Source organism: Bacillus cereus group sp. MG4, from assembly GCF_040460055.1.
GTDB classification, from domain to species: domain Bacteria; phylum Bacillota; class Bacilli; order Bacillales; family Bacillaceae_G; genus Bacillus_A; species Bacillus_A wiedmannii.
This window is the reverse complement of record NZ_JARVGZ010000003.1, coordinates 20,844-43,513: the sequence shown is the minus strand read 5'-3', so window position 1 is coordinate 43,513 and position 22,670 is coordinate 20,844. Positions and strand designations below refer to the sequence as shown.

The following is a 22,670-nucleotide window of genomic DNA, read 5'->3' as shown; positions in this document are numbered from 1 at the left end:
AGTAAAAATAAAAGGTGGAGATTTTCTGAAGCATAGCGAAAGAAAATACGACCTGTTCCTTGCGGAACTTTTAGCCTTTTAAAGGTAGATGTTTTTTGTTTTGCTTATTTTTTGAATATTTAAAAACGGAAGAATGTTATAATTGTAGGAGAGAAAAAGGAAAGTAGTGATACATATGTTGGCTATCCAAAAACAGAATCAGCAAAAGAATATTGAAAAAGAGCCATTGTTTAATTTTCAAAGTATAGATGAATATTTACATGGTTTGGTGAAATCGAAAAGTATCTTTAGTTTGTGTTTACTGGTATTGATAAGTATTGCGGTGATATATATTCCATATGGTGCTACATTAAAGATTTGGTTGAAGGATATTCCGATAGTGTTGAAATCAATCATTAAGGCATTGGTATATACAGGCCCAATTGTTGTTGTCTTTTGTTATCTTTTTAGAGATGTTATAAAAGAGTTGTTTCATAAAATGTCGTTTAGACAACATATGATATGTGTGATAGCTGCTATAGTACTAATTGTATTGGGTTTATATTGGGTTCTGTTTTTAAACAGTGTAATTTCAATTAATCCAGCCACAAATGTGATGAATAAAAAAAGTGAGCAAGAAATACTTTTGAGTATTCCAGGAGTGTTTATTCAACTATTGGGTGAAAATATTATGTTTATTTCATTCTTGTTATTTTGGTATAAATGCATGGAATACTTAAAAATAAGTAGTAAAGTGATAGTTGGCGTTTCAATATTCTTAGCAGGAATTACTTTTGGTGTGATGCATCTGACTGCTTATCAATTCAATATTTTACAATGTATTTTAATAATTGGTATACCAGCTACGACTCACCTTTTGTGGTTTGTTACATATAGAAATATGCACATGGCATATTGGTTACATGTTTATTATGATTTAATCCTGATATTGTGGGGAGTTTTGGGATGAAATTGGTTTCTATAAGAAATGAGAGCAAGTAATAGATTAGATAAAATCTTAGAAAAAAGACGAACCGGTTAGCACGTCTTTTTTTGTTTTGAAGGAATGATAGACAATTCCACCTATAATCATGTTAGGTGACTTCATTCTAGAGTGGCAATTAATATGGTAGGGTGGAATTGTTAGTCCTAATATATCCTAAGTGAAATGTTTTTATGCAGAAGTTGGTTTATTCAGTCCACATAGAGTCCAGTTATGGTAAAATATAGAGGACATATGTATAGTGAGATTCCAATTCTATTGATGAATTGGAATCATTTTTTACATTTAGCTGTTCGAGGAGAATAATCACGCATAAAAACATACACGAATTGATCTAATTCTTGGCTACATGCAAGAACAATGGGGTCTGTATATCCGTATGCCTTTACCAACTGTCGCAGTTGTTTCTTTTTTTCTTCGATTTGTTTTTGTAAGTGGGTAACATCAGATGTAGACAGGGGAAACCTCGCTATTTCTACAGATTGATGTCAACTTTTTATAGTATATGCAGTTTTTTAAAAATGAAAACGGTCACATATGATGTGAGATAGTCTATGTGTACAAAAGGAGGACATTTCTATGAAAGCAACAGGTATCGTACGGAAAATGGATGAGCTTGGTCGAGTTGTGATACCGAAGGAAACGAGGCGCACACTCAACATTCACGAAAAAGAACCATTAGAAATATTTATAGAAGGTGAAACGATTATTCTACAGAAATATCAATCGTATGGTACTTGTCCGATTACAGGAGAAATTTCTCCCCAGAATATCAAACTAGCGGATGGAAAGCTGACGTTGAGCCCAGCAGGAGCGAAACAGCTGATGGAAGAATTAGAACAATACAAAGTAACGGTATGAGAAGAATAGGGGGCGAACTCGTTGGAAATGAAATTACAAGCATTCCAAAAGGATAAAAGCAAGAACATGCTATCTTTGCAGGAACAATTGTTGCAAGAGGCGTTTCAAAAGAGGAAGGATATCACTTTAATTCTGTTAAAAGGATTGCATGTAAAAGGAATGATAAGAGGATTTGATACTTATTCTGTTTTAATGGAAGTTGAAGGAAAGCAACAGCTTGTATATAAACATGCGATCTCCACGATTCGCTTCTAAAATAAAACAGTAGCATGATTCCTACTGGATTCATGCTACTGTTACAGAAAGATTATTTAGCGTTTACAGCTTCTTTTAATGCTTTTCCTGCTTTAAAGGCAGGTGTTTTTCCCGCAGGAATAGTAAGCGCCTCACCAGTATGTGGATTGCGTCCTTCACGTGCAGCACGTTCTCTAACTTCGAATGTACCGAAGCCAAGTAGCTGAACATGTTCTCCAGTTTGTAGTGCATGTTGAATGGATTCTAATACTGCATCTACAGCAAGACTTGCTTGTGGCTTTTTTAGTTCAGATTGTATTGCGACTTGTTTGATTAATTCTGATTTGTTCATGAGTCACCTCTTATTGTGATATATACTTGTTTCAGTATAAAGGGAGAAAGAGAACGGTGCAAGATAGTTTGTAAGTGTAACATGTTAGATTCTTTGCTAACGAAAAAACGTGTATATGAGAAAATACCCTGAAAAAAGAATGAGGCGAAAGAAGATGACAAATGTTTTTTATATGGAGCTCAACGATCTTAATTATGAACTCGAGCGAAGTGCGGAAATACTGAGGGTATTGGCACATCCTGTCCGTCTACAAATTGTACATCAATTATTAGGGAAAAATGCTTTAAATGTTACCGAATTACAAAAGATTTTAAAATTACCACAATCTACGGTTTCACAACATCTTCATAAAATGAGAAATCATAAAGTGTTATCACATGAACGCAAAGGAACAGAAGTATTTTATCGAGTGGACGATAAACAAGTGAAACAAACGGTTCACATACTGATGGGATAAACAGATAGCTTTTTGTATCTGCCTAGTCATGTACAGATACAAAAATAGAACGAGGAGGGGATTCTTTTATGGGTGTAAATTCATATTACACGTATATCACAATAAAAGAAGTCATTTTTATTCATGCCTATGTGACAGGGGAAGAAATTCCCTCTTCACAAGCATTACAGATTCTAGGACAATTTAATTCTGAAGAAATATCAGGCACAATTAGAGAAACACGTCGGTATCGTATACGGAAAAATGGGGAAGAATTGTTCCAATACTATAGACAGAAACATCCGAAATTATTTGAGAAACAAAGATTATACACGTATGAAGAGTTGAAACACCGAGCGGTGTATTACTGTTCGTCTCATTTAATGATTCACATGTAATTCAGGAAGCACAGGAGAATGCCCTGATCACCTAAATACCACCAAAATGGTTATTATATCCAATTCATTAGTCGAGAGGGATAAAAATGAACGCCCAGATTCCTCTCTAACGAAAGATAAGAAGGTTCTGAATACGTTTGAGTCTCGGAAGGCAAATAGCTATCATACAAGGAGATAAGATAATGAAAAGATCGGTAGTAAATATTTTAGGTAGAAAGGGATATAAATCAGTGAGGATAGGTGCATATACAAGAAATATATAAAATTTCACGTACCATAATGTTTATAAAAACAAAACACAGTAAAAATAACAACAAGGGTTGCTTCTTCCTTCCTATCTCCGCTACAATAGATATATACTTTCTTTGCCCATTCCCCCGAAAAAGGGGAATAACAAAAAAGACAGAATATGAAATAAGAAAGGTGACTCACTCTATGAATCAACCTTTAGTCAATTTACGAGTCGATTTTGCTTTCAAGCAATTATTTGGTGTACAAGGACAAGAGGAATTACTGATTTCTTTTTTAAATGCAATCTTGCATGAATCCTTATCTATACCGATAGTATCGCTAAAAATTGAAGACCCACACCTCCATAAAGAATATGAAGAAGATAAATTATCCATACTAGATATATTAGCTACACTTCAAGATGGGACGAAGGTAAATGTAGAAATACAGTTACGAAATACACAAGAGATAGTAAAACGTTCCCTGTATTATTGGAGTAAATTGTATACATCTCAATTAGAGCAAGGGATGCCCTATCGTTCTTTACGAAAAACGATTGCGATTAATCTATTAGATTTTGATCTCTTTCCTCAATATGATGACATGCATACAGTCGGACAATTTTGGAGTCAACAACACAAGGAAGTGTTACTCGAAGATTTAGAAATCCATTTCATTGAAATTCCGAAATTGCTACAGCAATGGAGAGAAGAAAAAATTAATCCGTGGGAAAATGAATTTGCTCGTTGGTTACTTTTACTACCAGCGCATGAAGATGAGCATTTGACCCACACACTGGAGGACATCGCTATGAAACAAGACCCGATGTTACAAAAGGCAATCCACAAATGGGAAAATATGAGTCAGAGTAGCTCTTTCCGTCTCGCATATGAAGCACGGGAAAAAGTGTTATTTGATGAACAAGCAAAATTAGCACATGCTCGTGAGGTTGGGAAAGAAGAAGGGATTCAAGAGGGAATGGAAAAAGGGAAAGTAGTAGGCATTCAAGAAGGAAAAATCCAACTTATCCGAGGCATGCATAAAAATGGCATGGATATAGAAGATATTGCGAAGTTTACGAATATGGATATGTCGGAAGTACGCCATATTTTGGAACAATAAAAGAGAGACATCCCATCGCATGAGATGTCTCTCTTTTATTGTCTGATTATTCAGAAATATTTCGGGGTATTTTGCCCTTACTTAACAATCGATTGTACTGTTCCTGTAGACTTTTGAGTTGTAGACTTAATCCTTTTGCGAGTGATGTCATTTTTGGGTCTTGTTGTAATACAAGCAATAACTGCGACACTTTTATAAGCATCTCGTGAATCTCATATACTTCTTCTATCAAACCGTCTATATAAACCTGCTGAAGAATAGACTCAACTCTGCCCATTTTTCCATCAATTTCTTGTAACAATTGTTTAGAATTACCAGACCATGACTTGTCCACGTATAATCCCTCTCCTGTCTTCGATATCTATTTGTATCCAACTTACTGATAGTTTTCGTGTTACTATGGAAAAATAGAAAAGGAAACCTGGAAATTCAAACGATATACTTCTTCTGTTACATTCTTTTCAATTGTTTTTATAATTGAAATTTATATATGTATTACTATTCCTGTAAGTTTAGTGGTATAGGGTATAAGCATTCCGAATTTCTATTAAAATATCAGCAATTCGTTTGCCATTTTCTTTTACATCAAATCGATATAAGAAAATCATTTACACATAGCACACCCTTTTCATATGATGTGTGAAGATATAAGGGAGAATAAGAATCGTATACGGTTGTATCATCCGCTCATCCCCTCAACTGAATAAAAGAATGGTCTATATTCATTATATATCAGGGAAAGTCACTATTCAATTTGTTATTTCATTTTAGCTGGATATTTCCAATCTGGCTTATCTTTTTTATCAGGGTTTATGTTTGTTTTTTGTTTTGGTTTCTTTTGCTCTACTTTGTTCTTCACTTGATTTTGTTGTTCGAATGTATCTAATTTTGTTTGCATTTGTTTCACCTGTTCTTTTACTTCTTTAAGTTCCAACTTAATTTCGGATTGCAATCTTAAAATGGCATCGCCTTTATTCATAACAACCATCTTACTTCAGAAGATGCGTATTTTCTTAACGTGAAATAGATTGAATTTTCTGTTTGATTCGGTATAATAGGGGTAGAACCAGCATCTTCGAGCGGAATGGACATTTTAGAATATTCTAAATACAACCCCTTGATTAATGATGCTGGTTCTCCTTTTAAATGGCCATTCTTTTATCCATATCTAAATGAAATTCACCATATGGGTTAATGTGAGAGTAAATCATAGGTGTAAGTGCCCGATAATCTTCTTCGTCCAAACGATTTTCCCATTCATCTTCGCTGAGTAGTTGTTGGATGATTAAAGTATTAATATAAATGATGCAATTTTGAATTAATTGTAAGCTTAACATGGCAACCTCTTGCTCTTCGAGCTCATTACGACGTATTTCCCCACCTTGGCCATAAAAAATAAAATCACTTGCTGAATGCCAACTTTCAACCGTATTCAATCCAGAATGGATTTCTTTTCTTAAGTGTTCTGAAGCTAAATAATCGCACAAAAACATTGTTTTAATCACTTTTCCTAATTCTTGAAAAGCTAAAAATGTTGGATGAGAGCTATTCTTAGAGAATTTTTTCAAAATGGCTTCTGTATCAGCTGTGTTTACTCGTAGCGCTGTCGCATACTTAACCATTTCGTTGTATTGCCGCTTAATTAAGTCCCAATTAATAGCTCGTTTTGCAATGACAGGGGACAAATTTTCATAACAATCTGTTGTAGAAGCTTTATAAAGTTTTTGAGACTGAATATTTTTAAAACGTGGCAATAGTTCAAAACCTAGTAAATGACAAAAGGCGAATCCAACTGTACTTTGACCATGTGTATCTACATAATTACGATCTATCTCTTTATCCGTATCATGATTAAGTAATCCATGTAACATGGCAGCAACTTCAGAAGAATTAGGTGCGTTTACTTGAGAATAAATGCACATTGATTTTTCCTCAACATGCCAATAAACAGAAACACCTGGCCCACGATATCTAGGAAACCATTGTGTCCTTAGATTTTGATCGTAAGCTACTACGCGTGAGGAATCTGAAGCACATGAAGTGGTACCTTGTCCCCAAATAGGTTCGGCTCGTTCAGTTAAAATTGCATTTACTATCCTTTGATTTGCAATTCTTAAATTTTCTACATGTATGTACTTTCTTTTCACATATAAAAGTGCTTTATATTGCATGCTGGCATCACTAGAAGATACCCGTTTAATTCCAGTATTTGTCCCTATGCCATACAAACAGAGCAATAATCTTTTTTGGATTTCATCCCGATCTAATCGTTCGTGAGTAGCTAAGCTTTGGAAGTGATTGATAAAACCAGTCCTTAGCGCTGTCTCTTTCAAAATATCAATCAAATTTGTCATCCACCAACGGTTGGACAGTTCTCTTTTTAGATGACCTAATTGTTTCGGTTCTGGGCTTAATTCATTTGGAGCTATAGATATCCACCCATTATGTTTACTTAAAATTTTCACTTTTTTATTCTTAGGAATATTATTATTTAACATATCTAGTTTTGCACGTAGTTGTTGTTGTAAGTCATCTATTTTCTCTTGAGATTCTAAAGGTTGATTTAATTCTTCATAATGTTGGATACGATTTTCCTCAAAATCAGCTGGTAAATACTCTTCTGGATTCCGATAACGATGAGAAAAAGTAACCCAAATTTCTCGACATTTCAATTTATCTTTTAAAGCATGTAAAACGCAAATTTCATAGTTGATTCGATTCACACGTATATCTCCATTTTTATCTTCTGTTACAACTAAATCATACCATTTCCTTGGAATGATTTCTGTTCCAAGCGGAATATCTTCATGCGGTGAAAATGTGATTTGTTTGGAACCATCATAACTTCGTAGAAGTTCAATCGCTTCAATAACAGGCTGGTGAAGATGATTGTTAGACTTAAAATTAAGCAGTTTTAATATCTCTGTTACTGCAGTACGATAAGAACTGCTATAAGAATTTCGAATTTTCCAGTGAACTTTTTGTTGATACATAGACTTTTTATACTTTAATTCTTTAACAATATCCTCAAGGATTTGTGGCTTTACGACTGGAAACAGGGTGTCTTTTATAGTCCCTTCGGGATTTTGAAGTGCTGTTTCGAGCAAATCAATTAACATTTTGTTTTTTCCAAACACTTTTTTTACCTCTAAAATCATTTCCATTTTTACTTTTTTCTCAGCACGACCATTAATTTTATGAATAAGGGTAATAAGAAGCTCAATTAAGTTGTCATTTAATTCTTTTATTTTTAACCAGAAAAAAGTGGCGAGTAATGTATACCGAATCGGATTCTTGTGACGTTGCAACTCGGTTTTATCCTCAGAAATAGCACGTAACCTGTATTTCTGAAGCACTTTAGGTGGTATTTTAGAAAATAAATTCATAGGTAGTTCTAAAGCTAGCAAAGTTTTTAATTTATCAAGTTCAGTAAATAATGTGGCTTGGCTTAAACGTCCAGGTCCCATTGTTAATTTTCGGAATGTAATTTCTGATGTTTCGCTTTCATTAGAACCGCTTTCTTGATTTTCTAAATGTCCCCAATAGTCCAATAAATCATCAATTTTTTTCAAAGTACTAGTTGAAAGATTTTTATACGTTTCTTGATAAAAATCTTGTTCTCTTTGAAAAATAAGTTGCTGAACCAGTTGATTTATTTGCCACTCAGAAGGAGCTACAATTTTCTCTGTTCGATACTTGATATATAAATGTTTCTTCAATAGAGTAGTGTCTAGATTATATTCGTAAACTCGATTATAGAGCCATGTTTGAATGTATTCTCGGTCTTCATCTTGCTCTTCTTTAAAACCAAAAAATTGAAGGATTTCTTGCTTATGTCGATGGGTAGTACGAGAATCAAATTGGTAAGATGAGTATAATTCTAAAGGTAGTTGTAATTGCTTCTCAATAAAGTGTAACATGTTCTTAGGAACTTCACTTTTTCCTGACGGAAAACAGTATTCTAACTGAAAATATTTCAGTAGAACCGCAAAACCAACTCGAGTCGTTTTATGCTTACTTGTAACTAACGCTAATTCTTGAGGATTTAACATAAAAGCCTCAATTTCTTCGTTAATATTTAATTGTTGTTTCATAAAGTACTCCTATCGTTGAAAGACATTGTCTATTGCATGTTCTAAATCGGTCATTGAAGGTGCGGCATAGCGTTTAGTTGTATTCACATCATTGTGTCCCATTAACTCGGCAACTGTTGCAATGTCGATACCAGAAGCTACTAACTCTCGGCCATACGTATGTCTTAACATATGCGCATGAATCCCGTAATTTTCAAACACTCTTTGAGCGGAACGTTTTGATAAGCGTTTCCCATAATTGGAAAGAAATAAAGCACTTTGAGAATCTGTACGACTTTGTAAATAGCGTTGTAAATGGGGTACAGCCGAGATACGTGTAAAAATAGGTCATAGGCTTACTTTTATTTCCAACTATGACCTATTGAGCTTATATAGGGATCGTTTCTTCTATTGGTTGAGGAACTTTCTTTAAATCAATTACATAATCCCCAAAGCGTTTTATATGTCTAGTCATATAAGGACTTAGCGTTTCTAAATCTTGGCGTGCAAAGCGATAACCTTCTTTTTTTAGTTGCCATAAAATCATAGTGATATCCACTACATTTTGAAAAATTACGGAATTGGTGATTAAATCGTTGTATTTAATACGTTTTTCCTGTTCAATTGGATCGTTTTCCGTAATAATACCATCGCCACCAAAAAACAACCATTTTGAAAAACCATTATAGGCTTCTACTTTATTCGTACTAGCTGTAATTTGTTCACGTAATTTCATATCTGAAATATATTGAAGAAGAAAGATTGTTCGAATCACTCTTCCAAGCTCTCGAAATGCTTGATATAATCGATTTTTCTTACTGTTACTACTTAATTTTCTAAGAAGCGTCGAAGGTAAAATTTTTCCCTTTTTAATTGAAACAACCACTTGGAATAAGTCTTTCCAATGTGTTTCAATCACTCTCCAATCAATTACATCTTTAAATAAAGGGTCTATATGTTTGTAGTTTGTATGCTTATCTGGACGGAAAAATTTTAAATCTTTCCAATTGCGAATTCTAGGCATAAGATGAATTCCTAATAGATAGGATAAGGCAAATACAGGTGTCGATTGTCCTTGTGTATCCGCATGAAGAGTATCGGGTTGAATATCAGATTTATTTTTTAATAGCCCATCAATAATATATACCGCTTCCCAAACACCACAGGGGATAAAATGACTAAAAAGGGCGATATAATTATCCGCAACATGATGATAGGCAAGTCCTCCATATCCGCCATAACGGATGTGGTATTCTGATACTAAATTTTCTATATACATATCATGTTTCGTTCCATCAGCTGAAGCTACTTTTCCCGTTCCCCATAGTTTTGGTAGACTAAATGTATTATATTGATTTAAAACATCCTGAAGTGCCGTATTTAATTTCGGAATATGAATATGTCTACGATTCACAAAAGAAAGCATGTGAGCCGTCATCGTATTACGCATATGTTTGGCTGTTTGCGTTGGTCCTAAATTACATCCATATCCGAATGTAGTAACAATATAACGTTCCGTAGGATTTTCTAATTTAGGATCAGATCCGGATAAAGGACCAAAATGTCTTGTCCAATGAGTCCAATGTTCTACATTACAAAGTATATCTAATACGGTTCGCTCTGGTAAACGTTGTATAATTTCTTTTTCTAATAATTTACTACTTGTAGATACATTTCTTCGTGCTAATCGTTTTAAAATAGGTTCGCCATCTTCTGTTATAATCACTTGTCCGTTATTTGGATAATTTAAATCTACCGTATTGGCAACAGAAGTTAATTTGTGTTTTAGTTGTTTAACAAAATTAGTAGGAGATGAAGGGAAATTAAGTTCTTCGCAATACTCCTTAACTATCGGTTCGCATTCTTCCCAAGGTAATAACTGTTTCCTATAATCAGCGTATTTTTCAGAACCTTGTACACTTACGTCACCTGTCTTTAATTCGGAAGCCAAATAGGAAAATATACAAAGTTCCAGACGTTTACGATACAATAAATTAGAGTCTTTTCCAACTCGAAGAGTTTGTCTCCATTGCTCGTTTGCGAATGATAAATCAAGATTAGTAGGAAGCTGTTCTACTCTCCGATTTTCATTTAGCAACAAAAATTGTAAAGCTTTTATAAGAGAATCATCCTGAGTCGTTGAATCCAATTCTAATAATGAAATCAATCGAAATAGAGTCTTTCTGTGACTGTTATAGAACTTTTCTAATAAAGGAAGATAATTATTCCTGTTATACGCCGAAATGGCTAAGCAATCTTGTTGCAAAGAATCGATACCGCCTTTTTCTTCAAATAACTCCGTTATTTTACTTCCTATCATGTTCGTATCATCATGCGTATGAGTTGTATGTAAAACTTCACTCAATATAGAAATAAGGTTTTCACTTATAGAACGTTGCTGTTCTCGTAAAAGGGGTATGGCAACCAAAAGCGAAATATGGGGCCATATGCAAATATATTCCAATTTATAAAGGGCATGTGAAGAAGTTTTTATTCGCCACATACCCTTTTTGTTAATTAGCTACTTGGTAAATTGGCATATCAAACTGTAAATCCGGTGGCTGTCTATTTGGATCAATTCCATATTTGCCAAACCGATTCACATGAGCTGTGATATATGGACTTAGTTCGCTTAATACTTCTTCGTCCAATTCATTTCCGTCTTGCCGATAAGCATGTAACACTTGTGTTAATGCAAATACATTGTAGAAGATTAAACAATTGGCTATTAAATGATTAAACTTAATCACTTTTCTTTGGTTTTCTCTATTATTTTCAGTAATGACTCCTTCTCCGCCAAAAAATAGCCATTTGGTAAACCCATTAAATGATTCACTCTTATTTGTAGCCGTTTGAATGGTACGTCTCAATTGTTCATCAGCTATGTACTTTAATAAAAACATGGTACGAATCACACGTCCTAATTCACGAAACGCTTGATATAATTTGTTTTTCTTACTATAGGTTCCTAACTTATTTAAGATAGTTGAAGGGGTAATTTTTCCTACTTCAATTGACATGGCTACTCGTAGCATATCTTTATAATGGATTTCAATTAAATCCCAATCAATTTCATCGGTAAAAATATCGTCAATATGCTTAAATCGACTTTCTTTATCTGGACGGAACATTTTTAAATCTTTCCAATTTCGAATTCGTGGCATTAACTCGATTCCCATTAAGGTAGATAATCCAAAAATGGTAGCACTTTGTCCTTGTGTATCAGAATGAATGACTTCTGGTTGAATCTCAGAATTGTTATTCATTAAGACATCTAGTATATAAAGTCCTTCCCATACACCACACGGTATAAAATGACTAAATAATGCAATGTAATTATCAGAAACATGATAATAGCCAATTCCCCCATATCCTCCATAACGGATATGCCTCTCAGATAACAAGTTTTGTTCATATAAGGCCCATATTGTTCCATCAGCAGATGCGCTTTTCCCGTCTCCCCAATACTTAGGTAGGCCGAATTTGTTATAGGAATTAATAATGAATTGGATTGCTTGATCTAGATTTTCTGTCGTAATGTGTCTTTGATTTACCCATGAAATTTGCCTTCGGTCCATATTTCCTAATGATCTTGCAGTTTGAACAGGCCCTAGATTACAACCATAGCAAAACACAGTAGTTAAATAGCGTTCAATCGGATCTTCTAATCGAGCCTCATGTTTTGAAATGGGTTTAAAAAATCGAGTCCAGTTTAACCAATGTTCTGTATCACCTAGCATATCTAAAACATTGATGGGAACTAGATTTTGAGCAATATATTTTTCTAAACTTTTTAATTTAGGAGAAGGTTTTCTTTTCTTTGACTTTCCAATAACAATTTCACCATTCTCAATACGCACTTGTTTATTGTATGGAAAAGAAGCATCTGTTTTCTTTGCTATTTTCATAAACCTTTTCCGTAATTGTTTTACATATTCTTTACCTGTAGAGGGGAGATTGTTTTTATGACAAAAATCCAATAATTTTTGTTCATATTCATTCCAAGTGATAAGTTGTTGTCGATAATCAGCGTATTTTTCACTTCCCTCAATGTAAATATCTCCAGATTTTAAACCCCACATAATTTGGGTAAATACACAAGCTTCAAAGTGACGGCGATTCACTTCTTCTGGATAACACCCAGATTTTCGATTTGGAGCTATCCATCTCCACCATGCATCAGGAATCCACGATAAATCGAGTAGAGGTTTTATTTCCTTTTTCCAGTATCCCTTTTTTTCAATACTTACGATAGAAAGAGACTCTTTTCGGGAATTTTGATGAGTTTTTAAAAACGCAATCGCATCTTCTAATCCTTGATCTTGGTTTGTAGAGCGTAGGGAAACCGTGTTTAAAATTTTAAACAACGTAGAACGACTACTTTTATAATAATCCCAGACAAAGACAAAGTAGTTATCACCACTATAAGCAAGATGTGATTCGCAATCATGTAATATCTCCTCATGTCGGTTTCCTACTACTTGTTCAATCGCTTCCATTTTATCTTGAGATTCATTTCCTGAACGATAAGCAAGAATGACATCATGAAGAGTTGTAATTAACAAATCGGTCCGTTTTTGGTTCTTCATTTGATAGTGTTGTAACTGATCACGACTTTTATTACGGGCGGACATCATTCTCTTAACCATCATTTCTCCAATATTATCTAAAACATGGGCGAGTTGAGATTGGATAAAAGAGAGAGCAAGTGCATATCGTTTTTTAGGTTCCATTTTTTTCATTCGTGCTGCATCGAGCGTTTTGGCTTCCGAGGCCATTTGTCGTACTTTAACAGAAGGAATACTCTTCAGTATAGTAGTATTTACTTTTTGATCCATTAACCATTCCATTTGTGCTACTAATTCCCTGAAATGCTTTATAGTAGGACTTTTGGCATCTTGCTTGAGATGATGCCAGGGAGTATACACCGTACCATCATTCGTTTGAAAGAGAGAATCAATCTTATTTTTATCGTTTTCATGTATCGATTGATATATTTGTTCATACACCACATGGTACGATTGAGATCGCAACCTCTTAGCTGTCTCATTTAAAGTAGAAAAAGTAGGTAATTCAAAACGCTGACGAATTAATTCATCTATTGCAGCATTAATGAAATCGGCTGAGTCGTCTTTTGTTGATGATACTTGATTCATTGTATCAGTCATAATTTTTCTAGCTTGGTCATTGAAGAAATGAATGTTTTTATATTCTCTAATCAAGGCATGGTGACGTTTTTGAGTACCTGAGTTATGATATTTCTGTAAATCATTTCGTGATACAAGAGTAAGATTCATTTTTTGAGCAATATGTATGACAATGTCTTCAGGTATTTCTGTTACAGGAAGAAAATATCCTAATCGTTGAAATGTTTTTAGTAAAACGAATAATCCTAATTTAGCTACATCTCCTTTTACATGTGGCTTCATCCAATGAATTTCTTCAATTGTAGGAGAATATAGCTCTTGTAATTCTTTTTGGGATGGATTACTTTTCAGTCGAGGATAAGCTGTATCTTCAATACTAGGCATAAAAAAACTCCTTATATGAATTTAACTACTAATACAATCTTTTATTAGTCCATGTTTCGATAAAGGGTCATTCTAGATACACCGGCTTTTTCGGCAGCCTCTGTGATACTTGTTCCTTGTTCTATTAAATAAAATGCATAACTTAATTTTTCTTTGTCTACAGATGGTCTACCAGGATATTTGCCTCTTTTTTTTGCTGCCAGAATCCCTTCTTTTGTTCGCTCTGAAGTTAAATCTCGTTCAAATTGAGAAATACCAGCAAAAACAGTAAACAGCATTTTTCCATGTGCAGTTGTTGTATCAAGCCAGGACTCTTTTAAGCTTTTTAAATTCGCTTCTTTTCGAGAAATGATCTCGGCAATCTCAATTAAATCCTTTGTAGAACGTGAAAGTCGAGTCAGGTCTGTTACTACTACTGTATCTCCATTACGCAGAAACTCTAACATTCTATTTAGCTCCAGACGATCTCGTTTGGTTCCTGTTACTTTTTCAAAAAACATACGCTCGCACCCAGCGTCTATTAGTTGCTGTTCCTGGCGGTCTAAATTTTGATCAATGGTAGATACCCGCATATATCCAAACTTCATATAATTCCTCCTTTTCTGTTATATTGTATCAAAAACGATATGAAATAGGTATTGTTACAAAATAATTTTGTTACATATTTTTGTGACAGCGAGATTGCTAGTTCACTTGACTTCAGTTCTTGATCCCCACCCCTGTCACAAAAATGGTCGTTTTTGTGACAACGGGAATTTTCATTATCGGGTTTTCTTTAGAAAAAATAAAAAAGAATCCACTATATTTGTAGATTCTTTTGAACTACCAATCAAGAGTTTAATTGGAATATATTTGCATATGGCCCCATATTTCGCTTTTGGTTGTCATACCCCTAGTCGGCATCATCGGATTTTTATTCGTGCCAGTTGTACATGCTGAAACAGAAACATCATTTCAAACAAATAATTTCTCTACGTATGGCTTGGGTTTAAAAGATACTAAAATGAAAAAAGATATACCCGAGTATACACCATCTATTTCTTATCTCACAAAACAAGAAGCAACCAAACAAAAACAACAGGGCATTCAAAATCCAAATATTCTTCCCAATCGCATTGATTTACGTGAATATTTTTCAGAAGTACGAAGTCAAGGGAAGTTTGGTACATGTGTCCCATTTGCTACAACTGCTTTAAGAGAATACTATATTGCAAAAGATGCAGGAGCACGTGGAACAGACATTACGTATTTATCGCCCTCTTATATTTATTATCCAAGTGGGCCAAAGGACGGTATGTATTTCGAATCAGCCTTTCAAATTTTAAAACAAGAAGGAGTACCTCCAGAAACAGAACGCTTGTATGATTTAAATCCAGAAAATACAAACCAATTTAAAGAACCCCTTACAGCCTTACAGCAACAAAATGCAGTACCTTATAAAATTAGTTCCTATCAAGCTATACGTCAAGCAAATATGATTGCTGATATAAAGCAAGCAGTAGCCAATCAAGACCCTATTTTAGTGGGAATACATGTATATCCCAACTTTGATGCAACTTCTACATCCGGAATTGTACCACCTGTTACAGAAAGGAAGTCCAGAGGGGGACATGCTCTTGTGGTCGTGGGGTATGATGAGGCAAACCAATGGTTCATTGTAAGAAATAGCTGGGGGACAACATTCGGGGACCAAGGATATGCATATATGCATTATCAGACATTATTAGATATGTCAAATAGTGTGGCGTATGTGATTAAGCCTACGCAAAAACAATATCCACCATTTGGTGTGAAAATGACAACGACAGGTATAAATCCTTCTGAAATCAAATTCAATATAGCAGCGAAAAATGCGACTGCATACGATTTGTATAAAAATAACCAAAAAATCCAGACCTTTACGACAGCTACTATTACAGATTTAAATATTATGCCGGGGCAATCTTATATGTATCATGTGGTAGCAAAAAATACGATGGGAGAAACCCGCAGCTATCCTTTGTCTATTTCAATTCCACCTATCATACCGATTAAACAGGCTAGTTGATATCAATGATGAAGAATAAGGTAATAGCTACTTTTTGTGATTCACTCAAAGCTGCTCGTTTTCCCCCGTTTAGCATGTTTTCTGATTTTTTTACATCCGGATGCAACTTTTTCCCTAGTCTATATAGATGTTCTCCAACCTTACAATTCTCCATACAATATTTCGGTGACCGATTTGTTCGCTGTTCACACGCAACACAATGCTGATCTAGTAAATTTAAAATATGAATCCTGATGTCTCTTGCGTCCATTTCGTATTCTCCTAGCTTTCTGATTTTCTTTTATTATACCGAGGATCATTTTTTATGAATATAGTTGAGAATTCTTTAGAATTCACACCCTGCATATGGAGGATATGTTAATATTAATCTAATAGGTTTTAATTTTCTGAATTATATAAGTCCTCTTTAAAAAATCGACATGTCTGCACGTTGAATACGACTGAGAATTGCCTCAGGATTTTTATCAATAGATTCTATAAATTGATAGATTGAATCCACTAAATGATCCCTCTTTTCATGATAACAATTTGCCAATACATTTTCTTTCATTACCTTCCATACACGTTCAATCATATTTAAGTTCGGGGAATATGGAGGTAAAAACAGCAAAGTTAGACGGCGATTATTTTCTCGTAAAAAGGATTTCAGTAGTTTCGCATGATGATACCTTGCATTATCTAATACAAGCACGACGTGCTTATTTTTGTATTCTTTTAATACATATGTTAAAAATGCCTGAAATGTTTCAGCATTACAGCGCTCGGCTTTTGTACAGAGAAATTTACCCGTGATTGCATCAATTGTGCCGAATAAAGACGTTGAAATACGCTTTCCTAATACTGCAATTTTCTTTTGCTTCCCCTTTGCAAACCATGTAGCATGAACGGTTTGACTATCTCTAAAGTGACATTCATCTTGATACAAGAGTACAGTATTTTCATCCATTAAGTTTTTTTTATTATATCTAATTGTTTTTGAAACTGTATTTGTTTTTCTTTATTCGCTTTTTTCAATACATAAGTAGCATTTGTATAGGAAAAATTCATCCGATGTAACATTTTGCGGATGCCTTCACGCGACATATAAATCGCAAATTTCTCTTTGATGATGTATTGGATATTACGTGTATTCCAGAAAGATTCTTGACCGAATTGTAACTCCGCTGGAGTTGTATGTAAAATGAGTTGCTTCAATTCTTCCTGTTGTTGCGTAGTTAAATACGGCTTTTTACCTGGGATTTGTTTACGAGTAAGTAATCCTTCCAGTGCATGTTTTTTGAACTTTTTTACATAACTAGCAACGCTTTGACGATGCATACCAAGTATGGCCGCTACGTCCACCATTGTATATCCTTCCATTACCATTCGAACAGCTGTAATACGTCGTTGACGAGAAGTTTGTTTTTCCTTTTTCTCTAATTTTCGTAAATCTGATATTGTTAAAGGTTGTAATTTTTGTATTTTATATGACATAGTGTATTTTCCCCCCCTAATGTTTTTACAAACATTAGGGGGTATCTCGAAGTGATTTATACATGATGATATTTTATAGTGGACTTATATAGCTCATTTTATGTGAATAGGGGTGGGGAAGATGGATAAACAAAACATTTTGTCGGAACTAAAGAAAGGCATGGAAGCGGTCATTTGTGAAATAGAATTACAGGAACAATCAATTGTAAAAACTGAGGAGGTTCTACAGAGCTACCTACATGTGATGAAAGGTGTCCTCCGTTTACCAGATGTAACAATCGTACAAACGACCAATAGAGAGAAGGAATCCACAGAACCGGAGACGAATACCCTGCATACAAATTCTCTTGCTAAAACAGAACCCTTTGAAAAGAGGGAATCTTATGTATTTCAGCGTAAATTAAAGGGCGGAGAATTACAAGGAACAGGATATTTTGTTCCCGAACGCATCGTCAGGGCGATAGAATTAGAGCATGGAGATTTCGTGTATGTAACAGAACATGCACCTGTGTCGGATGGGCGGTATAAGCATAGATTTGAAGTGGCCGAAAGGCGACATATGCCACCAAATGAAGAACGTGGTTGTTGTTCCTATGCCATTGTAGAATATGATGAAACACGACAACAATTTTTTGTGGAGAAAGATATGCAACAGAATCGTATATATGTCAATGGAGCTCCTCATCGATTTTGGATCCCGCCAAAAGATGCTGCTTCTGTCGTCCAGGGAGATATTATTGATCTTGCCTATTTCAAGAGTTCTCCAGACATTGTCAGGGTTGCTTGGACGTATCCGTCTAGTTTTGTAAATGATTTTAGTAAACCAGCCCGTATGAAGAGAAAGCAAGAAAAAAATCAAAAAGAGTATGTACAAACGTTGGAAGGAAAGACAATTTTGATGGTAGGATTTGAACCAGGTCGAGCAGCCATTGAAGAAGAAATTACCGTTAGAGGTGGAAATTTTCAGTGGGCGCATGGGAAAAAGGAACGAGAAGTTACATTACGCAAAATGATACGGAATGCAGATATTGTCATACTCATGTTAGAACATATGGGACATGGTGGTGCAACCTCCGGTTCTAAAGGTGTGGTACGGATAGCAAAAGAATTAGGCGTTCCCTTTGGTACGACACATACATTAGGGAGAAGTTCTTTTGTCCATAACGTTCACCGTATACTAGGCATAGATAGTGTAAACATGCAATCCGTAAGCTAGGTGAAGAACGAAAAGAAAGAACGGTTCTATTTCATAGTCCGAAATTAAGTTGGAACAAATACAAATAACGTTAGATACATTCGAACAACAAAATCAAGTGAAGAACAAAGTAGGGCAAAAGAAATCAAAACAAAAAACAAACATAAACCCTGATAAAAAAGATAAGCCAGATTGGAAATATCCAGCTAAAATGAAATAACAAATTGAATAGTGACTTCCCCTGATATATAATGAATATAGACCATTCTTTTATTCAGTTGAGGGAATGAGTGGATGATACAAACAGTATACGGTTCTTATTCTCTCTTATATCTTCACACATCATATGAAAAGGGTGTGCTATGTGTATATGATTTTCTTATATCGATTTGATGTAAAAGAAAATGGCATTCAATTTGTTTTAAATAAACAAATTGAATGCCATTTTAATAGAAATTCGGAATGCTTATACCATATACCACTAAACTTACAGGACTAGTAATACATATATAAATTTCAGTTATAAAAACAATTGAAAAGAATGCAACAGAAGAAGTATATCGTTTGAATTTTCAAGTTTCTTTTTCTGTAACTACTCAGCTTCCTCACGGAGGCTTTTTTCATTTACTAGTCTGATATGTACTTTTTGTGTGAATACTAGATATATCATACAAGGAGGTGGTATTTATGTTGAAAAAACAAGAAATTCTAGCTGTCTATCAAAAGGGACCTCAAGCTATTTGCGATTTTGTTCATCAATTAGAAAGTCAAATACAGAATTTAAAAGAGCGTATAGAAGAATTAGAAAATCGTTCAAAAAAAACTCTACAAATAGTCATAAACCACCCTCTACAGATGGTTTTCGTAAGCCTATTACAAAAAGTTTGCGAAAATCATCCCAGCGTCAAACCGGTGGCCAGTTGGGCCACAAAGGACATACACTTCATTTGACAACGACTCCTGACCATACGATTACCTATTCTCCTACGCATTGTACTTGTTGTGACATGTCCTTAAAACATGAACCTGTAAAAGGATACCGCATTCGCCAAGTGTATGATTTACCACCTATCCTGATAGAAGTGACGGAACATAAAGTGGAACAAAAAGAGTGCCCACATTGCCATTCTATCCAAGAATCCCAGTTTCCCTCTACTATCTCTCGTCCTGTTCAATATGGTCCAAATATAAAAAGACTGATTCCTTATTTAACACATTATCAATGCCTTTCTTTGAAACGAACAAAAGAATTCTTTCAAGATTGTTTTGGCCATTCGATAAGCGAAGGTACGTTAGTCAATCATACCCATGCTTTTTCTGCTCAATTGCGGCCGTTTCTCGAAGAAGTAAAAGAACAGATTCTGCAGTCTTCTGTTGTCCATTTTGATGAAACCGGTATGCGAGTAGAAAATAAAACACAATGGTTACATACTGCGAGTACACCGGAGGTGACATTTCAACATATTCATGAAAAACGCGGAAAAGAAGCGATGGATGCAGGTGAAATCTTGCCTTCTTTTTCTGGAATTGCCATGCATGATGGGTGGAAACCGTATGATGTGTATACAGATTGTCGCCATGTTTTATGTAATGCCCATCTCTTGCGAGATTTGCAAGGGATTATAGATAGTACCGGAGAAACATGGGCACAACAAATGAAAGAATTCCTTACACAAGCTTTGACAATAAAAAAGCAATACAAGGGAAATATTCCAGAAATGGAGAAAAAGAATCTGTTTGCCGCATACCAGGCTATATTGAAAGGCAAACAGGTGCCTTCTGCAGAACAAAAAAAGAAAAGAAAGCAGACGCCTTCTCAAAATTGTAACTACTCAGCTTCTTCAAATAAAAAAACAGGCCAAATACATGTTTCCGATTCGAAAACATGAAAAGAAAATACTCCAATAAGAGAAAGAATCTAGATCAAATAGAGAATTTCTCTTATGAAGTTGTGCGATTCAAAGGAACCGTTCCGGTTTCTATAACCTGGCCTATTGCTCGTAAGACAGATTGTTTTTGTTTTTTCATGGTAGTTATAAAGCTTCGTATCTGACAAAAGGATTCTGCGCCTTTCTTACTTCGAAAAGTCCCAGACACTTTCTGTTTGACTTTCGTCATTCGAATATCCCGTTCCGCTTGATTATTGTCAAATGGAATGTCTGGATGTTCCAAGAATGCTAGAATTCTATCAGCATATTTGACGAAGCGATTCCATAAATTTTGAGCAGGCGTCTGCTTTCCTTTCTTTTTTAATTTTGCAGAAAAGACTGGTTGTTCTTTCAATATGGCTTGATAGACAGTAAACAGATTCTGTTGCTTTGCTTTTGGCAGACTTCCTTTGTATTGTTTTTTCAGCGTTAAAGCTTGCGTGAGAAATTTCTGCATCTGTTGAGCCCATTTTTGCCCCGTACTATCTATAATTCCTTGCAAATCTCGTAAGAGATGGGCATTGCATAATACATGTCGACAATCTGTATACGCATCATACGATTTCCAACCATCATGCATCGCAATTCCAGAAAAAGACGGTAAAATTCCGCCTGCATCCATTGCTTCTTTTCCGCGTTTTTGATGAATATGTTGCAAGGTCACCTCCGGTGTACTAGCGGTATGTAACCATTGTGTTTTATTTTTTACTCGCATACCGGTTTCATCAAAATGGACAACAGAAGACTGAAGGATCTTGTCTTTTACTTCTTGAAGAAAGGGCTGCAATTGAGCCGAAAAACTGTTTGTATGATTGACTAACGTTCCTTCACTAATCGAATGCCCAAAATAATCTTGAAAGAATTCTTTCGTTCGTTTCAAAGAAAGACACTGATAATGCGTTAAATAGGGAATCAGTCTTTTTATATTTGGACCATATTGAACAGGACGAGAGACAGTAGAAGGAAATTGTGATTCTTGGATAGAATGGCAATGTGGGCATTCTTTTTGTGACACTTTATGTTCTGTCACTTCTATCTGGATAGGTGGTAAATCATACACTTGGCGAATGCGGTATCCTTTTACAGGTTCTTGGTGTAAGGAAGTGTTACAACAAGTACAATGTGTAGGAGAATAGGTAATCGTATGGTCCGGAGTCGTTGTCAAATAAAGCGTATGTCCTTTGTGGCCCAACTGGCCACCGGTTTGACGATGAGACGGTTTGCGCAAACTTTTTGTAACGGGCTTACCCAAACCATCTGTAGAAGGTGGATTATGACTATTTTTGGAGTTTTTTTTTGAAGCATTTTCTAGTTCTTGTATACGTTTTTCTAACTTAGAAAATGTTTCTTCAAATAAAGAAATAACAGCTTCAGGTCCTTTTTTATATGCATCTAAAATGATTTTTCGATGGATCATCCTATTCACCTCCCTGTTTGATATACTCAGTATTTACAAATGGGAGGCATATGAAACAAGTAAAATAAAAAAAGACACCAAAAGGTGGCTGAGTAGTTACTCAAAATTTATGGAATCGCTTTGCCAAGTATGCTGACAGAATTCTAGCGTTCTTAGAAAGTCCAGATATTCCATTTGATAACAATCAAGCGGAGCGAGATATTCGGATGACGAAAGTCAAACAAAAAGTGTCTGGGACGTTTCGAAGTAAGGAAGGTGCAGAATCATTTTGCCACATACGCAGTTTTATGAGCACCATGAAAAAACAAAATCAATCAGTATTACAAGCGATAAGTCAGGTGTTAAAAACCGGAACGGTTCCTTGGAATACCACTCTTTCGTAAGAGAATG

General features: G+C 35.0%; 21 protein-coding genes and 3 pseudogenes. 11 read left to right on the top strand and 13 right to left on the bottom strand.

Annotated elements, in window-relative coordinates; translation table 11 throughout:
* Positions 1-175: 175 nt before the first annotated feature.
* A complete protein-coding gene (locus QCI41_RS29550; RefSeq protein ID WP_353839005.1) occupies positions 176-949 on the top strand; it encodes a hypothetical protein in 774 nt (257 codons plus the stop codon).
* Positions 950-1,254: 305 nt separating this feature from the next.
* Here QCI41_RS29550 and QCI41_RS29545 read toward each other — a convergent pair whose 3' ends face one another.
* Positions 1,255-1,404 carry an aspartyl-phosphate phosphatase Spo0E family protein gene (locus tag QCI41_RS29545; protein WP_353839062.1) on the bottom strand — a complete coding sequence of 50 codons (150 nt, stop codon included), beginning with the start codon at positions 1,402-1,404 and terminating at the stop codon, positions 1,255-1,257.
* A gap of 157 nt (positions 1,405-1,561) precedes the next feature.
* On the opposite strand from QCI41_RS29545, the gene QCI41_RS29540 reads away from it, so the two are divergent.
* Both QCI41_RS29540 and hfq read left to right on the top strand, forming a co-directional pair.
* Complete coding sequence (locus QCI41_RS29540; RefSeq protein WP_197229121.1) at positions 1,562-1,843, top strand: AbrB/MazE/SpoVT family DNA-binding domain-containing protein; 282 nt, start codon at positions 1,562-1,564, stop codon at positions 1,841-1,843.
* Positions 1,844-1,864: 21 nt separating this feature from the next.
* Positions 1,865-2,098 carry an RNA chaperone Hfq gene (gene hfq / locus QCI41_RS29535; RefSeq protein ID WP_197229122.1) on the top strand — a complete coding sequence of 78 codons (234 nt, stop codon included), beginning with the start codon at positions 1,865-1,867 and terminating at the stop codon, positions 2,096-2,098.
* A gap of 52 nt (positions 2,099-2,150) precedes the next feature.
* Here hfq and QCI41_RS29530 read toward each other — a convergent pair whose 3' ends face one another.
* A complete protein-coding gene (locus tag QCI41_RS29530; RefSeq protein WP_023521107.1) occupies positions 2,151-2,429 on the bottom strand; it encodes an HU family DNA-binding protein in 279 nt (92 codons plus the stop codon).
* Between the two features lie 154 nt (positions 2,430-2,583).
* Here QCI41_RS29530 and QCI41_RS29525 point away from each other — a divergent pair, with 154 nt between their 5' ends.
* From QCI41_RS29525 to QCI41_RS29515, 3 genes are all read left to right on the top strand, one after another.
* A complete protein-coding gene (locus QCI41_RS29525; protein ID WP_023523672.1) occupies positions 2,584-2,886 on the top strand; it encodes an ArsR/SmtB family transcription factor in 303 nt (100 codons plus the stop codon).
* Positions 2,887-2,954: 68 nt separating this feature from the next.
* Complete coding sequence (locus tag QCI41_RS29520; protein ID WP_006919111.1) at positions 2,955-3,263, top strand: hypothetical protein; 309 nt, start codon at positions 2,955-2,957, stop codon at positions 3,261-3,263.
* Between the two features lie 435 nt (positions 3,264-3,698).
* On the top strand, positions 3,699-4,616 hold the full coding sequence (locus QCI41_RS29515) for an Rpn family recombination-promoting nuclease/putative transposase (RefSeq protein ID WP_243169147.1): 918 nt from the start codon (positions 3,699-3,701) through the stop codon (positions 4,614-4,616).
* Positions 4,617-4,662: 46 nt separating this feature from the next.
* On the opposite strand, the gene QCI41_RS29510 is transcribed toward QCI41_RS29515, so the two are convergent.
* The 7 genes and pseudogenes from QCI41_RS29510 to QCI41_RS29480 all read right to left on the bottom strand — a co-directional run bounded on the left by QCI41_RS29510 (position 4,663) and on the right by QCI41_RS29480 (position 14,807).
* On the bottom strand, positions 4,663-4,950 hold the full coding sequence (locus QCI41_RS29510) for a hypothetical protein (protein ID WP_353839004.1): 288 nt from the start codon (positions 4,948-4,950) through the stop codon (positions 4,663-4,665).
* Positions 4,951-5,373: 423 nt separating this feature from the next.
* A complete protein-coding gene (locus QCI41_RS29505; RefSeq protein WP_353839002.1) occupies positions 5,374-5,595 on the bottom strand; it encodes a hypothetical protein in 222 nt (73 codons plus the stop codon).
* Between the two features lie 163 nt (positions 5,596-5,758).
* Complete coding sequence (locus QCI41_RS29500; RefSeq protein WP_353839001.1) at positions 5,759-8,710, bottom strand: Tn3 family transposase; 2,952 nt, start codon at positions 8,708-8,710, stop codon at positions 5,759-5,761.
* A gap of 9 nt (positions 8,711-8,719) precedes the next feature.
* The gene (locus QCI41_RS29495) at positions 8,720-9,022 is read right to left on the bottom strand and encodes a tyrosine-type recombinase/integrase (RefSeq protein ID WP_353839061.1); all 303 of its coding nucleotides are present in this window, start codon (positions 9,020-9,022) and stop codon (positions 8,720-8,722) included.
* 55 nt (positions 9,023-9,077) lie between these two features.
* A pseudogene (locus QCI41_RS29490) lies at positions 9,078-11,108 on the bottom strand (Tn3 family transposase); the annotation flags it as partial.
* A gap of 94 nt (positions 11,109-11,202) precedes the next feature.
* On the bottom strand, positions 11,203-14,220 hold the full coding sequence (locus tag QCI41_RS29485) for a Tn3 family transposase (RefSeq protein WP_353838033.1): 3,018 nt from the start codon (positions 14,218-14,220) through the stop codon (positions 11,203-11,205).
* Between the two features lie 44 nt (positions 14,221-14,264).
* Positions 14,265-14,807 carry a recombinase family protein gene (locus QCI41_RS29480; protein WP_353838034.1) on the bottom strand — a complete coding sequence of 181 codons (543 nt, stop codon included), beginning with the start codon at positions 14,805-14,807 and terminating at the stop codon, positions 14,265-14,267.
* Positions 14,808-15,139: 332 nt separating this feature from the next.
* On the opposite strand from QCI41_RS29480, the gene QCI41_RS29475 reads away from it, so the two are divergent.
* On the top strand, positions 15,140-16,267 hold the full coding sequence (locus QCI41_RS29475; RefSeq protein WP_353839000.1) for a C1 family peptidase: 1,128 nt from the start codon (positions 15,140-15,142) through the stop codon (positions 16,265-16,267).
* On the opposite strand, the gene QCI41_RS29470 is transcribed toward QCI41_RS29475, so the two are convergent.
* From QCI41_RS29470 to QCI41_RS29460, 3 genes are all read right to left on the bottom strand, one after another.
* Complete coding sequence (locus QCI41_RS29470) at positions 16,260-16,517, bottom strand: zinc-finger domain-containing protein (RefSeq protein ID WP_353838999.1); 258 nt, start codon at positions 16,515-16,517, stop codon at positions 16,260-16,262. The two genes, QCI41_RS29475 and QCI41_RS29470, sit on opposite strands and share 8 nt — an antisense overlap.
* A gap of 156 nt (positions 16,518-16,673) precedes the next feature.
* Positions 16,674-17,192, bottom strand: coding sequence for an IS630 family transposase (locus tag QCI41_RS29465; protein WP_353838998.1), 519 nt, complete (start codon positions 17,190-17,192; stop codon positions 16,674-16,676).
* Positions 17,193-17,212: 20 nt separating this feature from the next.
* Complete coding sequence (locus QCI41_RS29460; protein ID WP_353838997.1) at positions 17,213-17,740, bottom strand: helix-turn-helix domain-containing protein; 528 nt, start codon at positions 17,738-17,740, stop codon at positions 17,213-17,215.
* Positions 17,741-17,861: 121 nt separating this feature from the next.
* On the opposite strand from QCI41_RS29460, the gene QCI41_RS29455 reads away from it, so the two are divergent.
* From QCI41_RS29455 to tnpC (QCI41_RS29445), 3 genes and pseudogenes are all read left to right on the top strand, one after another.
* The gene (locus QCI41_RS29455) at positions 17,862-18,956 is read left to right on the top strand and encodes a hypothetical protein (RefSeq protein WP_353838996.1); all 1,095 of its coding nucleotides are present in this window, start codon (positions 17,862-17,864) and stop codon (positions 18,954-18,956) included.
* 49 nt (positions 18,957-19,005) lie between these two features.
* Positions 19,006-19,155, top strand: a complete 150-nt coding sequence (locus tag QCI41_RS29450; protein WP_166669643.1) for a hypothetical protein — start codon at positions 19,006-19,008, stop codon at positions 19,153-19,155.
* A gap of 467 nt (positions 19,156-19,622) precedes the next feature.
* Positions 19,623-20,758 (top strand): annotated as a pseudogene (tnpC, locus tag QCI41_RS29445) (IS66 family transposase); the annotation flags it as partial.
* 118 nt (positions 20,759-20,876) lie between these two features.
* On the opposite strand, the gene tnpC (QCI41_RS29440) reads toward tnpC (QCI41_RS29445), so the two are convergent.
* Entirely contained in the window at positions 20,877-22,280 is a 1,404-nt protein-coding gene (gene tnpC, locus QCI41_RS29440; RefSeq protein ID WP_353836579.1) for an IS66 family transposase, read from the bottom strand.
* A gap of 101 nt (positions 22,281-22,381) precedes the next feature.
* Between tnpC (QCI41_RS29440) and QCI41_RS29435 the strand changes: the two are divergent.
* Positions 22,382-22,663, top strand: a pseudogene (locus tag QCI41_RS29435) (IS66 family transposase); the annotation flags it as partial.
* Between the last annotated feature and the right edge of the window lie 7 nt (positions 22,664-22,670).

Bases quoted from the DNA above. Each gene is read 5' to 3' on its own strand.
- QCI41_RS29550 (WP_353839005.1), top strand. From the start codon at position 176: ATGTTGGCTATCCAAAAACAGAATCAGCAAAAGAATATTGAAAAAGAG.
- QCI41_RS29540 (WP_197229121.1), top strand. From the start codon at position 1,562: ATGAAAGCAACAGGTATCGTACGGAAAATGGATGAGCTTGGTCGAGTT.
- QCI41_RS29530 (WP_023521107.1), bottom strand. From the start codon at position 2,429: ATGAACAAATCAGAATTAATCAAACAAGTCGCAATACAATCTGAACTA.
- QCI41_RS29525 (WP_023523672.1), top strand. From the start codon at position 2,584: ATGACAAATGTTTTTTATATGGAGCTCAACGATCTTAATTATGAACTC.
- QCI41_RS29520 (WP_006919111.1), top strand. From the start codon at position 2,955: ATGGGTGTAAATTCATATTACACGTATATCACAATAAAAGAAGTCATT.
- QCI41_RS29515 (WP_243169147.1), top strand. From the start codon at position 3,699: ATGAATCAACCTTTAGTCAATTTACGAGTCGATTTTGCTTTCAAGCAA.
- QCI41_RS29505 (WP_353839002.1), bottom strand. From the start codon at position 5,595: ATGAATAAAGGCGATGCCATTTTAAGATTGCAATCCGAAATTAAGTTG.
- QCI41_RS29500 (WP_353839001.1), bottom strand. From the start codon at position 8,710: ATGAAACAACAATTAAATATTAACGAAGAAATTGAGGCTTTTATGTTA.
- QCI41_RS29485 (WP_353838033.1), bottom strand. From the start codon at position 14,220: ATGCCTAGTATTGAAGATACAGCTTATCCTCGACTGAAAAGTAATCCA.
- QCI41_RS29480 (WP_353838034.1), bottom strand. From the start codon at position 14,807: ATGAAGTTTGGATATATGCGGGTATCTACCATTGATCAAAATTTAGAC.
- QCI41_RS29470 (WP_353838999.1), bottom strand. From the start codon at position 16,517: ATGGACGCAAGAGACATCAGGATTCATATTTTAAATTTACTAGATCAG.
- QCI41_RS29460 (WP_353838997.1), bottom strand. From the start codon at position 17,740: ATGTCATATAAAATACAAAAATTACAACCTTTAACAATATCAGATTTA.
- QCI41_RS29455 (WP_353838996.1), top strand. From the start codon at position 17,862: ATGGATAAACAAAACATTTTGTCGGAACTAAAGAAAGGCATGGAAGCG.
- tnpC (WP_353836579.1), bottom strand. From the start codon at position 22,280: ATGATCCATCGAAAAATCATTTTAGATGCATATAAAAAAGGACCTGAA.